The 17,497-nt window shown below is 54.8% G+C and carries 15 protein-coding genes and 1 pseudogene; 7 read left to right on the top strand and 9 right to left on the bottom strand.

The features are described from left to right. The first annotated feature begins 149 nt into the window (after positions 1-149). Positions 150-1,058, top strand: a complete 909-nt coding sequence (locus GY169_RS03700; protein WP_167575001.1) for an AraC family transcriptional regulator — start codon at positions 150-152, stop codon at positions 1,056-1,058. Here the strand turns inward: GY169_RS03700 and GY169_RS03695 are convergent. The 8 genes from GY169_RS03695 to nudF all read right to left on the bottom strand — a co-directional run bounded on the left by GY169_RS03695 (position 1,009) and on the right by nudF (position 8,656). Beyond that, entirely contained in the window at positions 1,009-2,298 is a 1,290-nt protein-coding gene (locus GY169_RS03695) for a TRAP transporter large permease (RefSeq protein WP_167575000.1), read from the bottom strand. The two genes, GY169_RS03700 and GY169_RS03695, sit on opposite strands and share 50 nt — an antisense overlap. A gap of 12 nt (positions 2,299-2,310) precedes the next feature. Next, complete coding sequence (locus GY169_RS03690) at positions 2,311-2,859, bottom strand: TRAP transporter small permease (protein ID WP_065356064.1); 549 nt, start codon at positions 2,857-2,859, stop codon at positions 2,311-2,313. Between the two features lie 57 nt (positions 2,860-2,916). Continuing rightward, positions 2,917-3,894, bottom strand: a complete 978-nt coding sequence (locus GY169_RS03685; protein ID WP_163447880.1) for a TRAP transporter substrate-binding protein — start codon at positions 3,892-3,894, stop codon at positions 2,917-2,919. 289 nt (positions 3,895-4,183) lie between these two features. Next, positions 4,184-6,079: a DNA topoisomerase IV subunit B gene (parE, locus tag GY169_RS03680; RefSeq protein WP_163447879.1), complete on the bottom strand. Its 1,896-nt coding sequence runs from the start codon at positions 6,077-6,079 to the stop codon at positions 4,184-4,186. A gap of 27 nt (positions 6,080-6,106) precedes the next feature. Beyond that, entirely contained in the window at positions 6,107-6,682 is a 576-nt protein-coding gene (gene yqiA, locus GY169_RS03675) for an esterase YqiA (RefSeq protein WP_064542320.1), read from the bottom strand. Continuing rightward, positions 6,682-7,509 carry a 3',5'-cyclic-AMP phosphodiesterase gene (cpdA, locus tag GY169_RS03670; RefSeq protein ID WP_167574999.1) on the bottom strand — a complete coding sequence of 276 codons (828 nt, stop codon included), beginning with the start codon at positions 7,507-7,509 and terminating at the stop codon, positions 6,682-6,684. The genes yqiA and cpdA overlap by 1 nt, the downstream gene beginning before the upstream one ends. Before the next feature lie 92 nt (positions 7,510-7,601). Further along, positions 7,602-8,027 carry a DUF1249 family protein gene (locus GY169_RS03665; protein WP_064542314.1) on the bottom strand — a complete coding sequence of 142 codons (426 nt, stop codon included), beginning with the start codon at positions 8,025-8,027 and terminating at the stop codon, positions 7,602-7,604. Continuing rightward, positions 8,024-8,656, bottom strand: coding sequence for an ADP-ribose diphosphatase (gene nudF, locus GY169_RS03660; protein WP_065356069.1), 633 nt, complete (start codon positions 8,654-8,656; stop codon positions 8,024-8,026). Before nudF ends, GY169_RS03665 begins: the two co-directional genes overlap by 4 nt. A gap of 210 nt (positions 8,657-8,866) precedes the next feature. Here nudF and tolC point away from each other — a divergent pair, with 210 nt between their 5' ends. From tolC to GY169_RS03645, 3 genes are all read left to right on the top strand, one after another. Then, positions 8,867-10,291: an outer membrane channel protein TolC gene (tolC, locus tag GY169_RS03655; protein ID WP_163447877.1), complete on the top strand. Its 1,425-nt coding sequence runs from the start codon at positions 8,867-8,869 to the stop codon at positions 10,289-10,291. Between the two features lie 171 nt (positions 10,292-10,462). Then, complete coding sequence (locus tag GY169_RS03650; RefSeq protein WP_064542307.1) at positions 10,463-11,140, top strand: DUF1190 family protein; 678 nt, start codon at positions 10,463-10,465, stop codon at positions 11,138-11,140. A gap of 5 nt (positions 11,141-11,145) precedes the next feature. After that, positions 11,146-12,306: a glutathionylspermidine synthase family protein gene (locus GY169_RS03645; RefSeq protein ID WP_163447876.1), complete on the top strand. Its 1,161-nt coding sequence runs from the start codon at positions 11,146-11,148 to the stop codon at positions 12,304-12,306. 3 nt (positions 12,307-12,309) lie between these two features. Here the strand turns inward: GY169_RS03645 and ygiD are convergent, their stop codons facing one another. Continuing rightward, a complete protein-coding gene (ygiD, locus tag GY169_RS03640; protein ID WP_167574998.1) occupies positions 12,310-13,098 on the bottom strand; it encodes a 4,5-DOPA dioxygenase extradiol in 789 nt (262 codons plus the stop codon). Between the two features lie 195 nt (positions 13,099-13,293). Between ygiD and zupT the strand changes: the two genes are divergently transcribed. The 3 genes and pseudogenes from zupT to GY169_RS03625 all read left to right on the top strand — a co-directional run bounded on the left by zupT (position 13,294) and on the right by GY169_RS03625 (position 17,487). Beyond that, positions 13,294-14,067 carry a zinc transporter ZupT gene (zupT, locus tag GY169_RS03635; protein WP_163447874.1) on the top strand — a complete coding sequence of 258 codons (774 nt, stop codon included), beginning with the start codon at positions 13,294-13,296 and terminating at the stop codon, positions 14,065-14,067. A 340-nt stretch (positions 14,068-14,407) separates the two neighbouring features. After that, entirely contained in the window at positions 14,408-14,986 is a 579-nt protein-coding gene (locus tag GY169_RS03630) for a fimbrial protein (RefSeq protein WP_163447873.1), read from the top strand. A gap of 57 nt (positions 14,987-15,043) precedes the next feature. After that, positions 15,044-17,487: pseudogene (locus GY169_RS03625) on the top strand (fimbria/pilus outer membrane usher protein). The last annotated feature ends 10 nt before the right edge of the window (positions 17,488-17,497 follow it).

Below are 17,497 nucleotides of genomic sequence, written 5' to 3'. Positions count from 1 at the left end.
CGAAAGTGGCTAAAGCATAGAGAATCCAGGCAGCGAAGAAATGTTAACCCGGTCACAACTGATAGTATTGTGTGAACCGGTGCTTGATAAAATTTAAAACAGTGGTTTAGTAGTAAGATTAAACCGGTAAAAGTTTAAATATATTGCACATGACTTCGTCCTGGAATGCCGAACATCTGGAGCTGATCACGCTGAATGACGCCGTCGCGTCATTCAGCCGTCTTTTTGCCAACACCGTGCGCTACCATCACTGGCACCAGTGTCTGGAAATTCTCTACGTTGAAGAGGGTTTTGGCGTGGTGATCGTCGACAATCGCCAGTACACCATGCGTCCCGGGCGACTGTTTTTCTTTCCGCCATTTACGTTGCATAAAATCATGGTGGATGAGAAAGCGCAGGACAGCTATCGCCGTACCATTATTCACGTCGATCAGCACGCTATTGCCAAACTTCTCCGTCATTTTCCCGATAATCACCGCCGTTTGCAGATGCTTTCCACACGGGGCCGCCCGGCATTTGTCGCCGATTTAGCCGAGATGCATCCCCATATCGATCATCTGTTCGGGCTTTACGCGCGCGCCGCCAGCCTCTCCGCGCTGAGCACTGAACAGATAGCCTGTATGTTAATGACATTATTCAATATGCTGCCGCCGGTGCAGGAAAAAATGATCGACACCTCAAGCGGTATTGCCAGCCCGGTCATGTTCTGGATTGAAGAGAACTATCAGAAGAAATTCAGCCTTGATGCCCTGGCAGCAGAGCTGGGCAAATCGCGCAGCTATCTGTCACGCCGCTTTCACGCCGAGACCGGGGAGCATATTCACGATTACCTCAATACGTTACGCCTGCGCCGCGCCTGCGAGCTGCTGCTGCACAGCGCGCTGCCGGTGAGCGAGATTGCCGGGCAGGTGGGGTTTGCCGAAGTGACCTACTTTATTAGCTCATTTAAAAAGGGGATCGGTGAGACCCCCTTGCAGTACCGAAAAAATCACGTATCGCGCCAGCGGGTTAGTGGAAGCGCCCCGGGAGCCACAGTGACAGAATCGGGATATAGGTAATGGCAATCAGCACCAGGAACAGCACGCAGTAGAACGGAATCATCGCTTTCACGACGGTTTCAATCTTCTGCCCGCTGACGGCGCTGGCCACGAACAGTACCGACCCTACCGGCGGCGTGATCAGCCCAATGCCTAAGTTCATCATCATAATAATGCCAAAGTGCACCGGATCGATCCCCAGCTCTACCACCACCGGCAGCAGGATCGGCGTCAGAATCAGAATCAGCGGCGCCATGTCCATCAAACAGCCCAACAGCAGCAGCATGATGTTGATGATTAACAGGATGACGTACTTGTTATCTGACAGCGACAACAATGCGGCGGAGATCTCCTGCGGCAGCCCTACCAGCGTCATAACCGAGCCAAAAGCGGCGGCAAAAGCGATCAGCACCATCACCATGGTGACGGTTTTGATCGTGCGGTGGATAAGCTTCGGGAAATCCTTCAGCTTATATTCGCGGTAGACAAAGAAGGTGACAAACATCGCCCAGATACAGGCAATTGCCCCTGATTCCGTTGGCGTAAAGAAGCCGGATAGGATGCCGCCGGAGATGATCACAATGGTCACGAGTCCCCAGATGGCGTCGGAGGCAATCTTGATCTTGCGCTTCAGCTCAACGCGCGCTTCTTTCGGATAGTTGTTTTTACGTGCCGCAATTAAACACATAACGATAAGCGTCACGCACAGCACCAAGGTCGGAATGATCCCGGCGAGGAACATCGCCGGAATGGTCACCGCCGCGGTGTTCGCCACGATAGCAAACAGCACCGAGTTATGGCTCGGCGGCACCAGGATCGCCTGCACCGAGGCGCTGGCGGTCAGCACCGCGCCAAAAGAACGCGGGTAGCCTTTACGCTCCATTTCCGGGATCAGCACCGATCCGATCGAGGCGGTATCCGCCACCGACGATCCCGAAATCGCGCCAAACAGCGTGGAGGCCAGAATGTTAACCAGCGACAGCCCTCCGCGGATCCAGCCGACGAACAGCCCGGCAAAATCCACCAGCCGTCGCGCCATCCCCCCTTCTGCCATGATCGCCCCCGCGAACACAAAGAAGGGAATGGTCAACAGGTTGACGTTATCGGTACTGTGGAAAATGGTGATTACCAGCCCATCGAGCGAGAAGTCCGCGAAGGCGGTCACCACCACGGCGGTCAACCCCACGGCGTAGGCCACCGGCATCCCCACGGCCATCAACACCACGAAGGTCACGACAAATATAATCAGCGTTAAGTCCATTGCTTGTGCCCCTTAGTGACCGACTTTCGGCGAGCCAAACTGCACCAGTTCGCGGTGCGTTTGCGGGCCGCACAGCAGTTTTTCAACCACAAACAGCAGCGTGAAGAACGAACCCAGCGGAATTGGCAAATGGGTGATCCCCGAGGTCAGGAACGGCAGCGATGGCACCACGTCCTCCCAGGCATCCATACAACCGATAATCCCCCAGTGAATGATAAACAGGCAGGTGGCCAGCATCGCCAGATCGACGAACACCGCCAGCGCTTTTTTCATCGCCGGGTTAATGTGATCCACCAGCATGGTAATCGCGATGTGGCTGCCGGCCCGATAGGCCGCGGCCGCCCCTACGAAGGAGAAGGTGATCATGCAAATCTGCGATAACGGTTCCGGCCAGCTGGTTGAGGCATGCGGGAGAAAATCGAGCCATGCCGGAAAATCAGGACGAAAACGGGCGTAAATCCCCACCAGATAAATAAACGTCATAAATAACAGGCTGATCCCTGACAGCCAGATACAGATCCGATACACGCCATCCATGACCAGGACATAGATATTTTTCATTGTTATCTCCAGATCAAAACGGGCAGGCCAGCACGCGCCGTCCTGCCGCCACGGGGATTATTTGGTGTCCTGAATTTCTTGCATTAAGTCGCTGAACTGCTTGCCATATTTTTCGCGAACCGGCGCAGTGGCATCGACAAAGGGTTTTTTATCCACCGGCAGGAATTTCACGCCCTGGCTTTGCAGACGCTGTTTGGATTTCTCGACGTATTCAGCCCATAGCACGCGTTCTTCCGCCTGCGCTTCTTTTGCCAGCTTCATGATCAGCGCCTGATCTTCCGCCGACAGTTTGCTCCATTTACGCTTCGAGAAGGCGAGCACTTCCGGGATCATAAAGTGTTCGGTGAGGTCAAAATATTTGGTGCCGGCCACCACATAGTTTTCGGTATCAAAGGTCGGCTCGTTGTTTTCTGCTGCGTCAATCACCCCGGTTTGCAGGCTAGCGAAGACATCGCCAACCGGCAGGACGATCGGGTTAGCGCCCAGCGCTTTAAAAGTATCGAGACCAATCGGGTTGTTTTGCAGACGGATCTTCACGCCTTTCAGATCGTCGAGGGTGGTGATCGGTTTTTTGGTGATCAAGCTGCGCGAGCCCGCGTCCATCCAGCCAAGGAAAACCAGCCCAAGGTTGCTGTCGGAGATCTCTTTCGCCAGTTTGCTGCCCACGTCGCCATCCAGCACTTTGTGCTGATGATCGGTATCGCGGAACACAAACGGCATGTTGAAGACGCTCACCTGCGGCAGGATGCCGCCAACCGGCGCCATAGAAACGCGCAGAATATCAATCGCCCCGGCGCGGGTCTTTTCCAGCGTGGTGCTTTCATCTCCCATCTGCCCGCTTGGGAACATCCTGATGGAGAGACGCCCGTCGGTTTGTTGACTGAGCTTCTCCCCCATATGAATCACCGCAGCAGTCGTCGGATAATCAGCGGGATGCACATCTGAGGCGATAAAAACCGTTTTCGCCATCGCCGCCGCAGACCCCATCAGTAACGAGAAAGATAAAACGCTTAAAACCAGTTTTCTTCTTAACATAGACGATTCTCTTGTAAGGAAAGATAAAATTCACTATGCGAATCACTTGGCTGCATAGATTGACGTCCATGTTCAAAAGTATGTTTTATGTCCAGCGGAAGAATATGGTAGAAGTCATACAACTAAAGTGTGACCTGTCATACCAAATTTTAAAATGGCATTTCATAAAGCGCAGAAATTAGAAATGAATCGATTCATTAACCTCGGGGGTTGGCGATTGAGCTGGCACGCGGGCAATAAAAAAGGAGACGCATGCGTCTCCTTTTTAGGCTCAATTTGAGATTGGAAATCAGGCTTCGATATCGGCCATATCGCCTTTTTCCTGCAGCCAGTTGCGGCGATCTTCCGAGCGCTTCTTGGCCAGCAGCATGTCCATGGTGGCATCGGTCTGCTGTTCATCTTCATCGTTGATGACAAGCTGCACCAGGCGGCGAGTGTTCGGATCAAGCGTGGTTTCGCGCAGCTGCATCGGGTTCATTTCACCCAGACCTTTAAAACGCTGCACGTTCGGTTTGCCTTTCTTACGCTTGAGCTGTTCCAGCACGCCTGCTTTTTCTTCTTCGGTCAGAGCGTAGTAAACCTCTTTGCCCAGATCGATACGATACAGAGGCGGCAGCGCCACGTAGACGTGACCTTCTTTCACCAGCGCGCGGAAGTGCTTCACAAACAGCGCGCAGAGCAGCGTGGCGATGTGCAGACCATCGGAGTCGGCATCCGCAAGGATACAGATTTTGCCGTAGCGCAACTGGCTGAGATCCGAACTGTCCGGATCGATGCCGATCGCCACGGAAATATCGTGCACTTCCTGTGAGGCCAGCACTTCGTCAGACGAGACTTCCCAGGTGTTAAGGATCTTACCTTTGAGTGGCATGATCGCCTGATATTCACGATCGCGCGCCTGTTTGGCGGAGCCGCCCGCCGAGTCGCCTTCCACAAGGAACAGCTCGGTGCGAGCGAGATCTTGCGCGGTGCAGTCGGCCAGTTTGCCCGGCAGCGCCGGTCCGCTGGTGAGTTTTTTACGCACCACTTTTTTCGCCGCGCGCAGACGACGCTGAGCGCTGGAAATCGCCATTTCGGCCAGCAGCTCGGCCGCCTGCACGTTCTGGTTCAGCCACAGGCTAAAGGCGTCTTTCACCACGCCGGAGACAAAGGCCGCGCACTGACGGGAAGAGAGACGCTCTTTAGTCTGCCCGGCAAACTGCGGATCCTGCATCTTCACCGACAGCACGTAGGCGCAGCGATCCCAGATATCTTCCGCCGACAGCTTCACGCCGCGCGGCAGGATGTTGCGGTATTCGCAGAACTCGCGCATCGCGTCGAGCAGGCCCTGGCGCAGACCGTTAACGTGCGTACCACCCTGCATGGTCGGGATCAGGTTGACGTAGCTTTCGGTCAGCAGTTCGCCGCCTTCCGGCAGCCACAACAGCGCCCAGTCCACCGCTTCGGTGTCGCCGGAGAAGTTGCCGACAAACGGCTTTTCCGGCAGCAGCGGCAGGCCGTTCACCGCTTCACTGAGATAGTCGTTCAGACCGTCAGCGTAGCACCAGGTTTGCTCGGTATCGTTGACTTTGTCTTTAAAGACGATTTCAACGCCCGGGCAAAGCACCGCTTTCGCTTTCAGCAGGTGGCTTAAGCGGGATACGGAAAAACGCGGGCTGTCGAAGAAGCTTTCGTCCGGCCAGAAGTGCACGCTGGTGCCGGTATTGCGCTTCCCGCAGGTACCGGAAACGTGTAAATCTTCGACTTTTTCGCCGTTCTCAAACGCGATGCTGTAGATTTGGCCGTCGCGACGAACGTTAACTTCAACGCGTTTGGATAAGGCGTTCACCACCGAAATCCCCACGCCGTGCAGGCCGCCGGAGAACTGGTAGTTTTTGTTGGAGAACTTACCGCCCGCGTGCAGACGGCACAGGATCAGCTCAACCGCCGGTACGCCCTCTTCCGGATGGATATCGACGGGCATGCCGCGGCCGTCATCGATAACTTCCAGCGACTGATCGGCATGGAGGATGACTTCGACACGCTTCGCGTGCCCGGCCAGCGCTTCATCCACGCTGTTATCAATCACTTCCTGACCAAGGTGGTTAGGGCGAGTGGTATCTGTGTACATTCCCGGACGGCGGCGAACCGGCTCAAGCCCGGTGAGTACCTCAATGGCATCAGCGTTATAAGAAGATTGCGTCATGATCTATTCGTAGGTAGTTGGCGCTGCTTAATGCAACCCCAGGAAATCGATAATCTGTGTGAAGTGATCTTCAAAGCCGGTAAATGCGTGATTACCGCCCTCCTCTACCGTTTGTCGGCAGGAGGCGAAATAGTCCACGGCCTGGCGGTAATCAAGCACTTCATCGCCGGTCTGTTGAAGCAACCAGATGAGATCCGGTGCCTCAAGCGGGTCAATTTGCATCACTTTGAGATCGTAAATATGGCGTGACTCTAGCACATATTGCTGCCCGGTGTAGGGATTCTCGTTCGGTCCGAGGAAATTCACCAGCAGCTCAAACGGCCGTATCGCCGGGTTTACCACCACCGCAGGCAGCATAAAACACTGCGACAGCCAGGTGGCGTAATAGCCGCCCAGCGACGATCCGACGATCCCGAGCGGCTCACCGCCGTGCTTGAGCACTAACGCTTCGAGCATTTCCGCCGCTTCCGCCGGATAGACAGGCAACTGCGGGATCAGCATTTTCACATCAGGATAGTGCTCCGCCAGCCACTGCTTAAGCGCCGTGGCCTTGGCCGAACACGGAGAGCTGTTAAAGCCATGCAGATAAAGAAGCGTCGACATTAATAGCCTTCAGATGCGGTATCAGGATGGAATTTTGACCCGGCAAGGCGGCAGACTTCGGTGGTTAACGAACCATCGGCATGCAGCTCCAGCCAACGCCAGCCAGGCGAAACGGTATCCAGCGTAAAGTTGGCGCAGTGCGGCTTAAACTGCACGCAGGTTGACGGCGTCGCCATGATACGGCGCCCGTTCCACTCGACGTCCAACTCCTGGTGAATATGGCCGCACAGTAGATGCTTCACGCGCGGATAGTGCACCAGCACGTTATCCAGGGCACCGGCGTTGCGCAGACTGTGCTGATCGAGCCAGCTACAGCCCGCCGGCAGGGGGTGATGGTGCAGCAGCAGCAAGGTATGTCGTTCCGGCATTTCCGCCAGCCGTTTCTCTAACCACTCAAGCTGGAAGTCGCTCAGTTCGCCGTGCGGCACGCCGAAAACCTGACTGTCGAGCAGCAGGATCTGCCAGTGTTCGCCAACCAGCACGCGCTTGGCCGGAGAGATGCCTGCATCCTGTAATGTGCTGTACATGGACGGCTGAAAATCGTGATTTCCCGGAAGCCAAACGCAAGGCGCAGTAAAGCTCGCGATGCCTTCAGCAAAGTGCTGATAGGCCGCGGATGAGTGATCCTGTGCTAAATCGCCTGTCGCTACCACCAGGTCAACTTCACGCGCCGAGGCATGTATCGCCTGCAAGACGGCGTGGTAGCTTTCCCAGGTATTCACCCCTAACAGCGTTTCATCTTTTTCAGCAAACAGGTGAGTATCAGTAATTTGCAGTACCCTGACACTGGCCCCACCAGCCAGAGGAAGGTTTAAAAGGCTTTCCAAATGGTGTCCTTAGGTTTCACGATGCAAACATACACATCATCCTTTCAGGCAGCGTCGTCGCTGGCAGCGGCCCAGAGGCAGCCCGAACGGTTCTATGTACAAACCGGAATCGCCATCGCTCCATGTGCTAAACAGAATCGAAGCCAGTCGGCCAGAAACTGATTAATTTGATGCTTTTCGTCGCGTTGATGCAACTTTTTATTTGGATAATCATACCGCGCTTTGAAGCGAAAGATCTGCTGACTTGAACACACTTCAGCCACCATCGCGTCATGATACAACCGCACGGTCATCGACGGCAGGCTCCAGTAGCTCACCGCCGGGTGCGTTTGTTCAATCGTCACAAGCGTAGTGTAACGAGTTGATTCGACTATCGTTAAGCGATATTGCGCATTAGCCACCTGATAGCTCACCGTTTCGCCGGCTTCATCAATGCGCGGCAGTAAGCGGCGTAATTGCGCGAAGTTGGTTTCGCACAAACGCATCATTTCAGGGAAGTCAGGTGTATAGCGCTTCATTTTGCCCACTCTTTTCGTAAGTCCTGATAATGCAGCTGCAGCCATTGCAAAGCGATGACAGACGCTGCGTTGTCAATTTTTCCCTCTTCCACACATTGATAAGCATACTCCCGGCTTACCACATGAACGCGAATGTCTTCGTGTTCTTCCGCCAGGCCATGGATGCCCTTGGCCGTTGTCGCATCCACTTCCCCCACCAGAATGCTCAGACGCTCGCTGGTGCCGCCGGGGCTGGCCAGATAGCTGAGGCACGGTTTCATACGACCAACGGTTAACCCCGCTTCCTCCAGCGATTCGCGCCGGGCGACGTCTTCAACGGTTTCGCCCTCTTCAATCATGCCCGCGACCATCTCCAGCAGATAAGGGGTTTCACTGGTGTCATAAGCGGCAATACGCACCTGCTCAATCAGCACCACTTCGTCACGCACTGGGTCAAAGGGTAGCAAGACTGCGGCGTGACCGCGCTCAAAAATTTCGCGACGAACTTCTCCGCTCATCTCCCCATTGAACAAACGGTGGCGAAAACGGTACACATCAAGCGAAAAAAAACCGCGATAAACAGTTTCTCGTGCAATAATTTCTACATCGTTTTTCGCGAGGGTGACCACCGGGTTACGTGATTTAGTCATGGACTGGCCTATGCAGTAATTGTGTTGAAATTGTGGATTTAAACTCTGTTTGTCTTAGGATCCACTCACTCTATGGTAGATTGGTGCAAATTAACGCCAGATGGCACGTTACGCCAACTTTTTAACACGGCGGACTCTGGTACAATCGGCAAATATTTTTTCTGTGAATTAGATCAGCGCTAAGCTTCACAACAAGGAATGCAAATGCAAATGAAGAAATTGCTCCCTATCTTAATTGGCCTGAGCCTGACGGGCTTCAGTACAATGAGCCAGGCAGAGAACCTGTTACAGGTCTATCAGCAGGCACGTACCAGTAACCCGGATCTCCGTAAATCTGCAGCAGATCGTGATGCAGCATTCGAAAAGATCAACGAAGCGCGTAGCCCACTGTTACCGCAGTTAGGTCTGGGTGCCGATTATACCTACACCAACGGCTTCCGCGACAGCAACGGCGTGAACTCCAACGTCACCAGCGGCTCGCTGCAGTTGACGCAGACGCTGTTTGATATGTCCAAATGGCGTGCGCTGAGCCTGCAAGAAAAAGCGGCGGGCATCCAGGATGTGACCTATCAGACCGATCAACAGACGCTGATCCTGAATACCGCAACCGCATACTTCAACGTGCTGAGCGCCATTGACTCGCTCTCCTACACCGAAGCGCAGAAACAGGCGATTTACCGTCAGTTAGACCAAACCACCCAGCGCTTCAATGTGGGCCTGGTCGCCATCACCGACGTGCAGAACGCCCGTTCACAGTACGATACCGTGCTGGCGAACGAAGTCACCGCGCGTAACAACCTCGACAACGCGGTAGAAGCGCTGCGTCAGGTCACCGGTAACTACTATCCGGAGCTGGCGTCACTGAACGTCGACAGCTTCAAAACCGATAAGCCGCAGGCCGTGAACTCACTGCTGAAAGAAGCAGAGAACCGCAACCTCTCCCTGTTGCAGGCTCGTCTGAGCCAGGACCTGGCGCGTGAGCAGATTCGCCAGGCGCAGGACGGTCATCTGCCGACGCTGGATTTAACCGCCTCTACCGGGGTGTCTAACACCTCTTACAGCGGTTCCAAAACCAATAACGGTCAATACAACGATAACGACGCCGGTCAGAACAAAGTGGGTCTGAGCTTCTCCCTGCCGCTGTATCAGGGCGGGATGGTCAACTCGCAGGTGAAACAGGCGCAGTACAACTTCGTCGGCGCCAGCGAGCAGCTTGAAAGCGCTCACCGCTCCGTGGTGCAAACCGTGCGTTCTTCCTTCAATAACGTCAACGCCTCTATCAGCAGCATCAACGCCTACAAACAGGCTGTGGTTTCTGCACAGAGCTCTTTAGACGCCATGGAAGCAGGCTACTCCGTCGGTACCCGTACCATCGTTGACGTGCTGGATGCGACCACCACGCTGTACAACGCGAAGCAACAGCTCTCCAGCGCGCGTTACAACTATCTGATCAACCAGTTGAATATCAAAAATGCACTGGGCACGCTGAACGAGCAGGATCTGCTGGCGCTGAACAACACCCTGGGCAAACCGGTTTCGACCGCCAATGCCACCATTGCGCCTGAGAATGCGCAGCAGGATGCCACCGCCGACGGCTACACCTCTCCGGCCACCAGCAAAGCGCGTCTCCGCTAAGGCAGACGTTTGCAGGCAACAAGGTCCGCCCCGTGCGGACCTTTTTTTGCGCCAACGTAAGGCAACGTAAAGATCCCCCGCTTTCGCCGCTTCTTCGCTTCATTTTCGACCACTCATCCACTATCCTGAGCGCTATTGCAATACCATTCCACTGGGTCCAGGAAGAATAAAATGAAACGGACAAACAACATTCAGCACGCCGCTTTCCGTAAAAGCTGGGGCGCGCGCCATCTCACACCAGTTGCACTGGCCGTTACCGCCGTCTTTATGCTCGCAGGCTGTGAGAAAACCGACGAAACCGTCACGCTATATCAGAATGCGGACGACTGCTCCGCGGCCAACCCGGGCAAAAGCGCGGAGTGTACAACAACGTTCAACAACGCGCTGAAAGAAGCCGAACGCACCGCGCCGAAATACGCCAGCCGTGAAGACTGCGTAGCGGAATTCGGCGAAGGCCAGTGTCAGCAGGCGCCTGCCCAGGCGGGCATGGCCCCAACCGGTGAAAACCAGGCGCAAGCGCAAAGCAGCGGCAGCTTCTGGATGCCGCTGATGGCAGGTTACATGATGGGCCGCATGATGAGCGGCGGTATGGGCGGCTACCAGCAGCAGCCGGTCTTCACCTCGAAGAACCCGTCCAGCCCGGCCTACGGTAAATACACCGACGCCAGCGGTAAAAACTACGGCGCAGCCCAACCGGGCCGTTCGATGAACGTGCCGAAAACCGCGATGGCGCCGAAACCGGCAACCACCAGCACCGTTACCCGCGGCGGCTTCGGTGAATCGGTGGCGAAACAGTCCACCATGCAGCGTAGCGCCACCGGCACCACCTCCCGCTCAATGGGTGGCTGATCGCCATGGAAAGAATCAGTATTGTTGAACGCCCGGACTGGCGCGAAAAAGCGACCGAATACGGTTTTAACTTCCACACCATGTACGGTGAGCCGTACTGGAGCGAGGAAGCGTACTACAAGCTCACCCTCGCGCAGGTGGAAAAACTGGAAGACGTCACCGCAGAGATTCACCAGATGTGCCTGAAGGTGGTCGAGCGCGTCATCGCCAGCGATGAGCTGATGACCAAATTCCGTATTCCAAAGCACACCTGGGGCTTTGTCCGCCAGTCCTGGCAGACCAACCAGCCGTCTCTCTATTCACGCCTGGACCTGGCGTGGGATGGCAAAGGTGAGCCGAAGCTGCTGGAGAATAACGCCGACACGCCAACCTCGCTGTATGAAGCGGCATTTTTCCAATGGATCTGGCTGGAAGATCAGCTGAACGCCGGCAATCTGCCAGCCGGCAGCGACCAGTTCAACAGCCTGCAGGAAAAGCTGATCGATCGCTTCAACGAACTGCGCGAACAGCACGGATTCCAGCTGCTGCACATGACCTGCTGCCGCGATACCGTAGAAGATCGCGGCACCGTTCAGTATCTACAGGACTGCGCGGCGGAAGCGGGTGTCGCAACCGAATTCCTCTACATAGAAGATATCGGCCTGGGTGAGAAAGGCCAGTTTACCGATCTGCAGGATCAGGTGATCGGCAATCTGTTCAAGCTCTATCCGTGGGAATATATGCTGCGCGAGATGTTCTCCACCAAGCTGGAAGACGCTGGCGTGCGCTGGCTGGAGCCGGCGTGGAAGAGCATCATCTCTAACAAAGCGCTGCTGCCGCTACTGTGGGAGATGTTCCCGGATCACCCGAACCTGCTCCCGGCCTACTTCGCCGAAGACGATCATCCGCAGATGGACAAATTTGTGGTGAAACCGATCTTCTCTCGCGAAGGCGCGAACATTTCGATCGTTGAGAACGGCAAAACCATCGAGCAGGTCGAAGGCCCGTACGGCGAAGAAGGGATGATCGTCCAGCAGTTCCATCCGCTGCCGAAGTTTGGCGACAGCTATATGCTGATCGGCAGCTGGCTGATTAACGATCAGCCAGCCGGAATCGGTATTCGTGAGGACAGAGCGCTGATCACTCAGGATCTTTCGCGCTTCTATCCGCACATCTTTGTCGAGTAATCGTCAGCCAATCACCACCGACAGCATACTCAGCGAGCCCATTTCGATACCGTCTACCGGGATCGTGATGGGCTCTTCGCCATCCCATGCGCCCAGCACGTACAGCAGCGGCAGGAAGTGATCCGCCGTCGGGTTAGAGAGCGACCCGCCTTCATGCGACAGGTAGTTCACCAACGGATGCTGCTCCACCGGCCCTTTCCAGTCCAGATTCGCCTTCACATAATCGTTAAAGGAGCTGGCCCACGGGTATGGCGTAGAGTCACCGTGCCATTTCGCAGTGCGCAGGTTGTGCACTACGTTACCGCTCGCCACCAGCATAATGCCTTCATCACGCAAGCTGGCCAGCTTACGGCCCATCTCAAAATGCCACGCAGCCGGTTTGGTGCTGTCGATACTCAGTTGCACCATCGGGATATCCGCATTCGGGTACATTTTGATCAGCACGCCCCAGGAACCGTGGTCAAAACCCCAGGCTTCTTTATCCAGCGCCACCGGGACCGGAGCCAGCAGCTCAACCAACCGCTGCGCGAGTTCAGGGGAACCTGGCGCCGGGTAATGGGTATCGTACAGCGCCTGCGGGAAGCCGCCAAAGTCATGAATCGTCTTCGGTGTTTCCATCGCCGTCACCCCCGTGCCGCGGGTAAACCAGTGCGCGGAGACCACGACAATCGCGTTCGGACGCGGCAGCGTTTCGCCCAGGTGCTGCCAGGTACGGGTATAGAGGTTATCTTCCAGTACGTTCATGGGGCTACCGTGACCTAAAAACAGTGCTGGCATTCGGCTACGAGACATGGTGTTATCCTTCCAGAGGCATTGATTTGATAACACCACATTAACCTGTTTTCAGTGAGGATAAACTCAGATAAGCGTGATGATGATCTTCAGAAAATTTGAATGTAAGGATGACGTAAAGAGTGCGTTCAGCTCTCGCAAGGGAAAACGATTTTCAATATCATGAATGATAATCATTATCATAAGGAGTAAACCATGTCGGTTCCGCTGATTCTGACATTATTGGCCGGGGCGGCGACGTTCATCGGCGCTTTTCTTGGGGTGATCGGTCAGAAACCTTCTAACCGCGTGCTGGCGTTTTCCCTCGGCTTCGCCGCCGGGATTATGCTGCTCATCTCCCTTATGGAGATGCTGCCGGCTGCGCTTGATGCCCCAGGCATGTCGCCGGTGCTCGGTTACGGCATGTTTGTCGTTGGCCTGCTTGGCTACTTCGCCCTCGACAGGATGCTGCCGCATGCCCATCCGCAGGATCTGATGCAAAAGAACACGCAGCCGCTGCCGCGCAATATTCGTCGCACCGCCGTGCTGCTCACGTTGGGTATCAGCCTGCATAACTTCCCGGAAGGGATCGCCACTTTCGTCACCGCCAGCAATAATCTTGAGCTGGGCTTTGGCATTGCGCTGGCCGTGGCGCTGCACAATATCCCGGAAGGGCTGGCGGTCGCCGGGCCGGTGTACGCCGCCACGGGTTCAAAGCGTAAAGCGGTGTTCTGGGCGGGCATTTCCGGTATGGCCGAAATTCTCGGCGGCGTGCTGGCCTGGGCGATTCTTGGCAGTATGGTGTCGCCGGTAGTTATGGCGGCAATTATGGCGGCGGTCGCCGGCATCATGGTCGCCCTTTCCGTCGATGAGTTGATGCCGCTGGCGAAAGAGATAGATCCTAACAATAATCCCAGCTACGGCGTGCTGTGCGGCATGTCGGTGATGGGAATGAGCCTGGTGGTGCTGCAATCGGTAGGGATTGGATAAAACACGGCCAGATAACTAAAAATACCTTCAAGGGAGCGCAAATCGCGCTCCCATTTATTATAGAAATATAATCCACGACACACACTTTAAACCGCCTTGAAATAAATATCTGGAATATAAATTTATTCTTATTTCTCATCTCCCCCATCAAAAAATAGTGCCAAGTGCTCTATTATCTCATACAAGATTAAATAACTTACTTTGTGTTAGTGGTTATATTAAAAAGAACAACCCATAAATGATAAAAATTCATTATCAATGATAATGTTTTTATTTATCAGCAACGAAATATGAGAAGTAAATATAATTAACCAGCAATGCTACAATCAAGGACCTTGATATGAAAATGGGAAAAACTGTGCTGTTCGCGATGGTTGCGGCAGCGTTAACCTCTTCTTCCGCTTTCGCCGCAGTCGACGGTGGTTCGGGCAAAATTACCTTTACCGGTGATGTCATCAGCGCGCCTTGCGCTATCAAAGCGGAAGACGTTGACAAGCAGGTCGATCTCGGTGAAGTGCCGGCCAGCTACATCAATTCAAAGGGCCACTCTGATGCCGTTGATGCCAGTATTCATCTGGTCGATTGCGATCTACCGAACTCCGACAATGGCGAAGGCACCGAAACGAAAGTCACCAAAGTGGATGTGACCTTTACCAGTACTGCGGTGACTACTGAAGGTGAGAACCTGCTCTCCAACACCATGACCGGTGGCGCGACGGGCGTCGGCGTCCGCCTGCTGGATGGCGAGGGTCAGAATATTACTCTCGGCACCGCGAAAACAGTGACGCTGGTGCAGGCATCCTCCGAACAAACCCTGCCATTCCAGGCCTATATGGAACTGGTCGATAGCACAAAAGCCACACCTGCCACACCTGGCGCAGTGGCTTCAAATGCCACTTACGTACTGTCATATAAGTAATCTATCCAGGGTGGCCGCGACCGCCACCCTTTATTAGATAAATCAGGTAGGGATGCCGTGAATACCGCTAAAATTGCTGTATCTTGCTGCGGCTTATTATTTATATTTTCCGCAAGCGCCACTGAATTCAACCTTAACGTACTGGATAAATCCATGCGTGACAGCGTTGATATATCCCTGCTCAAAGATAAACCGACCACCTGCCAGGAAATTATTTTGTGGCCGTGACCGTCAATAAAAATCAAATTTCCTCCGGCCGTTTACTCCGCTGGAGAAAACAGGACGCAGACGTTTTACCCTGTATTCCTGTCGATCTGGCAGAAGGCATGGGGCTGAAAGAAGATTTTTATCATTCATTGCCCGTCGAAAACGGTTGTGTGGATTTTCGCGCCCACCCGGAGATCACCTTCACGCTGGATATGGCGCAACAACAGTTGAATATCGCCATTCCCCAGGCATGGGTCGCGTGGAAAACCAATGGCTGGATGCCTCCCGCCACCTGGAATGATGGCGTGGCTGGTTTTCTGCTGGACTACAATCTTTTCGCCAGCACCTATCGTCCCCATGACGGCGAGCATAGTGAAAACCTGAACGCCTACGGCACGGGCGGTGTGAACCTCGGCGCATGGCGTTTACGCAGTGACTATCAGCTGAGCCAAACCCGCGACGACGAAGACACCACTACGTCGCGCACGATTTCCCGTACCTATTTGTTTCGCCCGCTGAGCACGCTCGGTGCAAAGCTGACGCTCGGTGAAACGGATTTTAGTTCGGATATTTTCGACGGTTTTTCCTATACCGGCGCATCGCTGATTAGCGATGACCGTATGCTACCCTGGGAATTACGCGGCTATGCGCCACAAATCAGCGGCGTAGCGCAAACTAACGCCACCGTCACAGTGAGGCACCAGGGCAGGATCCTTTACCAGACCAAAGTCGCACCGGGCCCCTTTATGATTAGCGACCTGAATCAATCGGTGCAGGGAACGCTTGACGTCGAGGTAACCGAAGAAGATGGCCGGGTTAACACCTTTCAGGTGTCAGCGGCCTCCACCCCATTCTTAACCCGCAAGGGGCAGATTCGCTATAAAGTTACCTCAGGCCGCATGCGTCCGGACCTGTCGCACAGCGTCATCAACGATACGTTTATCAGCAGCGAAGCCTCGTGGGGCGTATTGTCAAACACTTCGCTGTACGGCGGCATCCTCACCGCGGGCAACGACTACCGCTCCGCCGCGCTCGGTATCGGGCAAAACATGCTGTGGCTGGGAGCCATCTCGTTTGACGTCACCCACGCCGTCAGCCATTTTGATAACGGGGAAGAAGAAAAGGGTTCCAGCTACCGGTTGAACTACAGCAAACGCTTTGACGCTACCGACAGCCAGGTATCGCTTGCAGCCTATCGTTTTTCCGAACGCACGTTCCATAGCTACGCCAATTTTATCGACCACCAGCTCAACGACGGCGATACCCAGGACGAAAAACAGACCATCAGCATTTCCGCCAGTCAGCCCATTGAGCCGTTGAATATGAATCTGTACGTCACCGCGCTGCGCCAGCTGTGGTGGGATGGCGATTCATCGACCTCGGCGAGCATCACCGCCGGGTTTAACTTCGACGTCGGGAGCTGGAAAAACATTTCGCTGACGACCACCTTCAGCACGACGCACTACGAAGAGAGTGATAACGACAACCAGATTTACGTCTCCGTCTCCGTTCCTTTCGGCTTCGCCCAGCGCTTAAGCTATGACATGCGTAACAGCGACAACACCACGCACACCGTCTCCTGGTACGACTCCTCAGATGCGCGTAACACCTGGGGCGTATCGGCCGGCGCGGCCAGCGATAAACCGGATAATGGCGCTCAGTTCCGCGGCAACTATCAGCACCTCTCCAGTATCGGCGATCTCCAGCTCGCCGGTAGCTACGCCGCCAGCGATTACACCTCGGCGAGCGCCAGCTGGAGCGGCTCCTTTACTGCGACCCGCCACGGGGCGGCGCTGCACAGACGCAGTATGGGCAACGAACCGCGGCTGATGATCAGCACCGATGGCATTGCCGATATCCCGGTTCAGGGGAACTTTAACACCACCAATCGCTTTGGTTACGCGGTGGTGCCAATGATCTCCAGCTATCAGCCCACCACTGTCGCCGTTAACCTCGAGGCCCTGCCTGATGGCGTAACGGTCGCGGAAAATACGCTGCGGGAAACCTGGACGGAAGGCGCAATTGGCTATAAACCGCTGGCTTCGCGCGCGGGTCTGGATATCAACGCCATCATTCGCACCGCCGAGGGCAAATATCCGCCGCTGGGCGCGGTGGTGTACGACGATGATGGCAAAACCGATGTTGGCATGGTCAGCGAAGAAGGACACGTCTGGATGAGCGGCGTTAATGAAGGAAAAACCTTCCGCGTGCAATGGGGCAGTATCACCTGTCGCATCACCTTACCCGATTCTCTCTCTCAACTTCCCCGGCAGTTAATCCTGCCTTGTCATTGATTAAGGATGA

Origin of the sequence: Kluyvera genomosp. 3 (assembly GCF_011765685.1) — a bacterium.
GTDB classification, from domain to species: domain Bacteria; phylum Pseudomonadota; class Gammaproteobacteria; order Enterobacterales; family Enterobacteriaceae; genus Kluyvera; species Kluyvera georgiana_A.
Note: the sequence above shows the minus strand (reverse complement) of the source record. Positions and strands in the feature narration are given on the sequence as shown.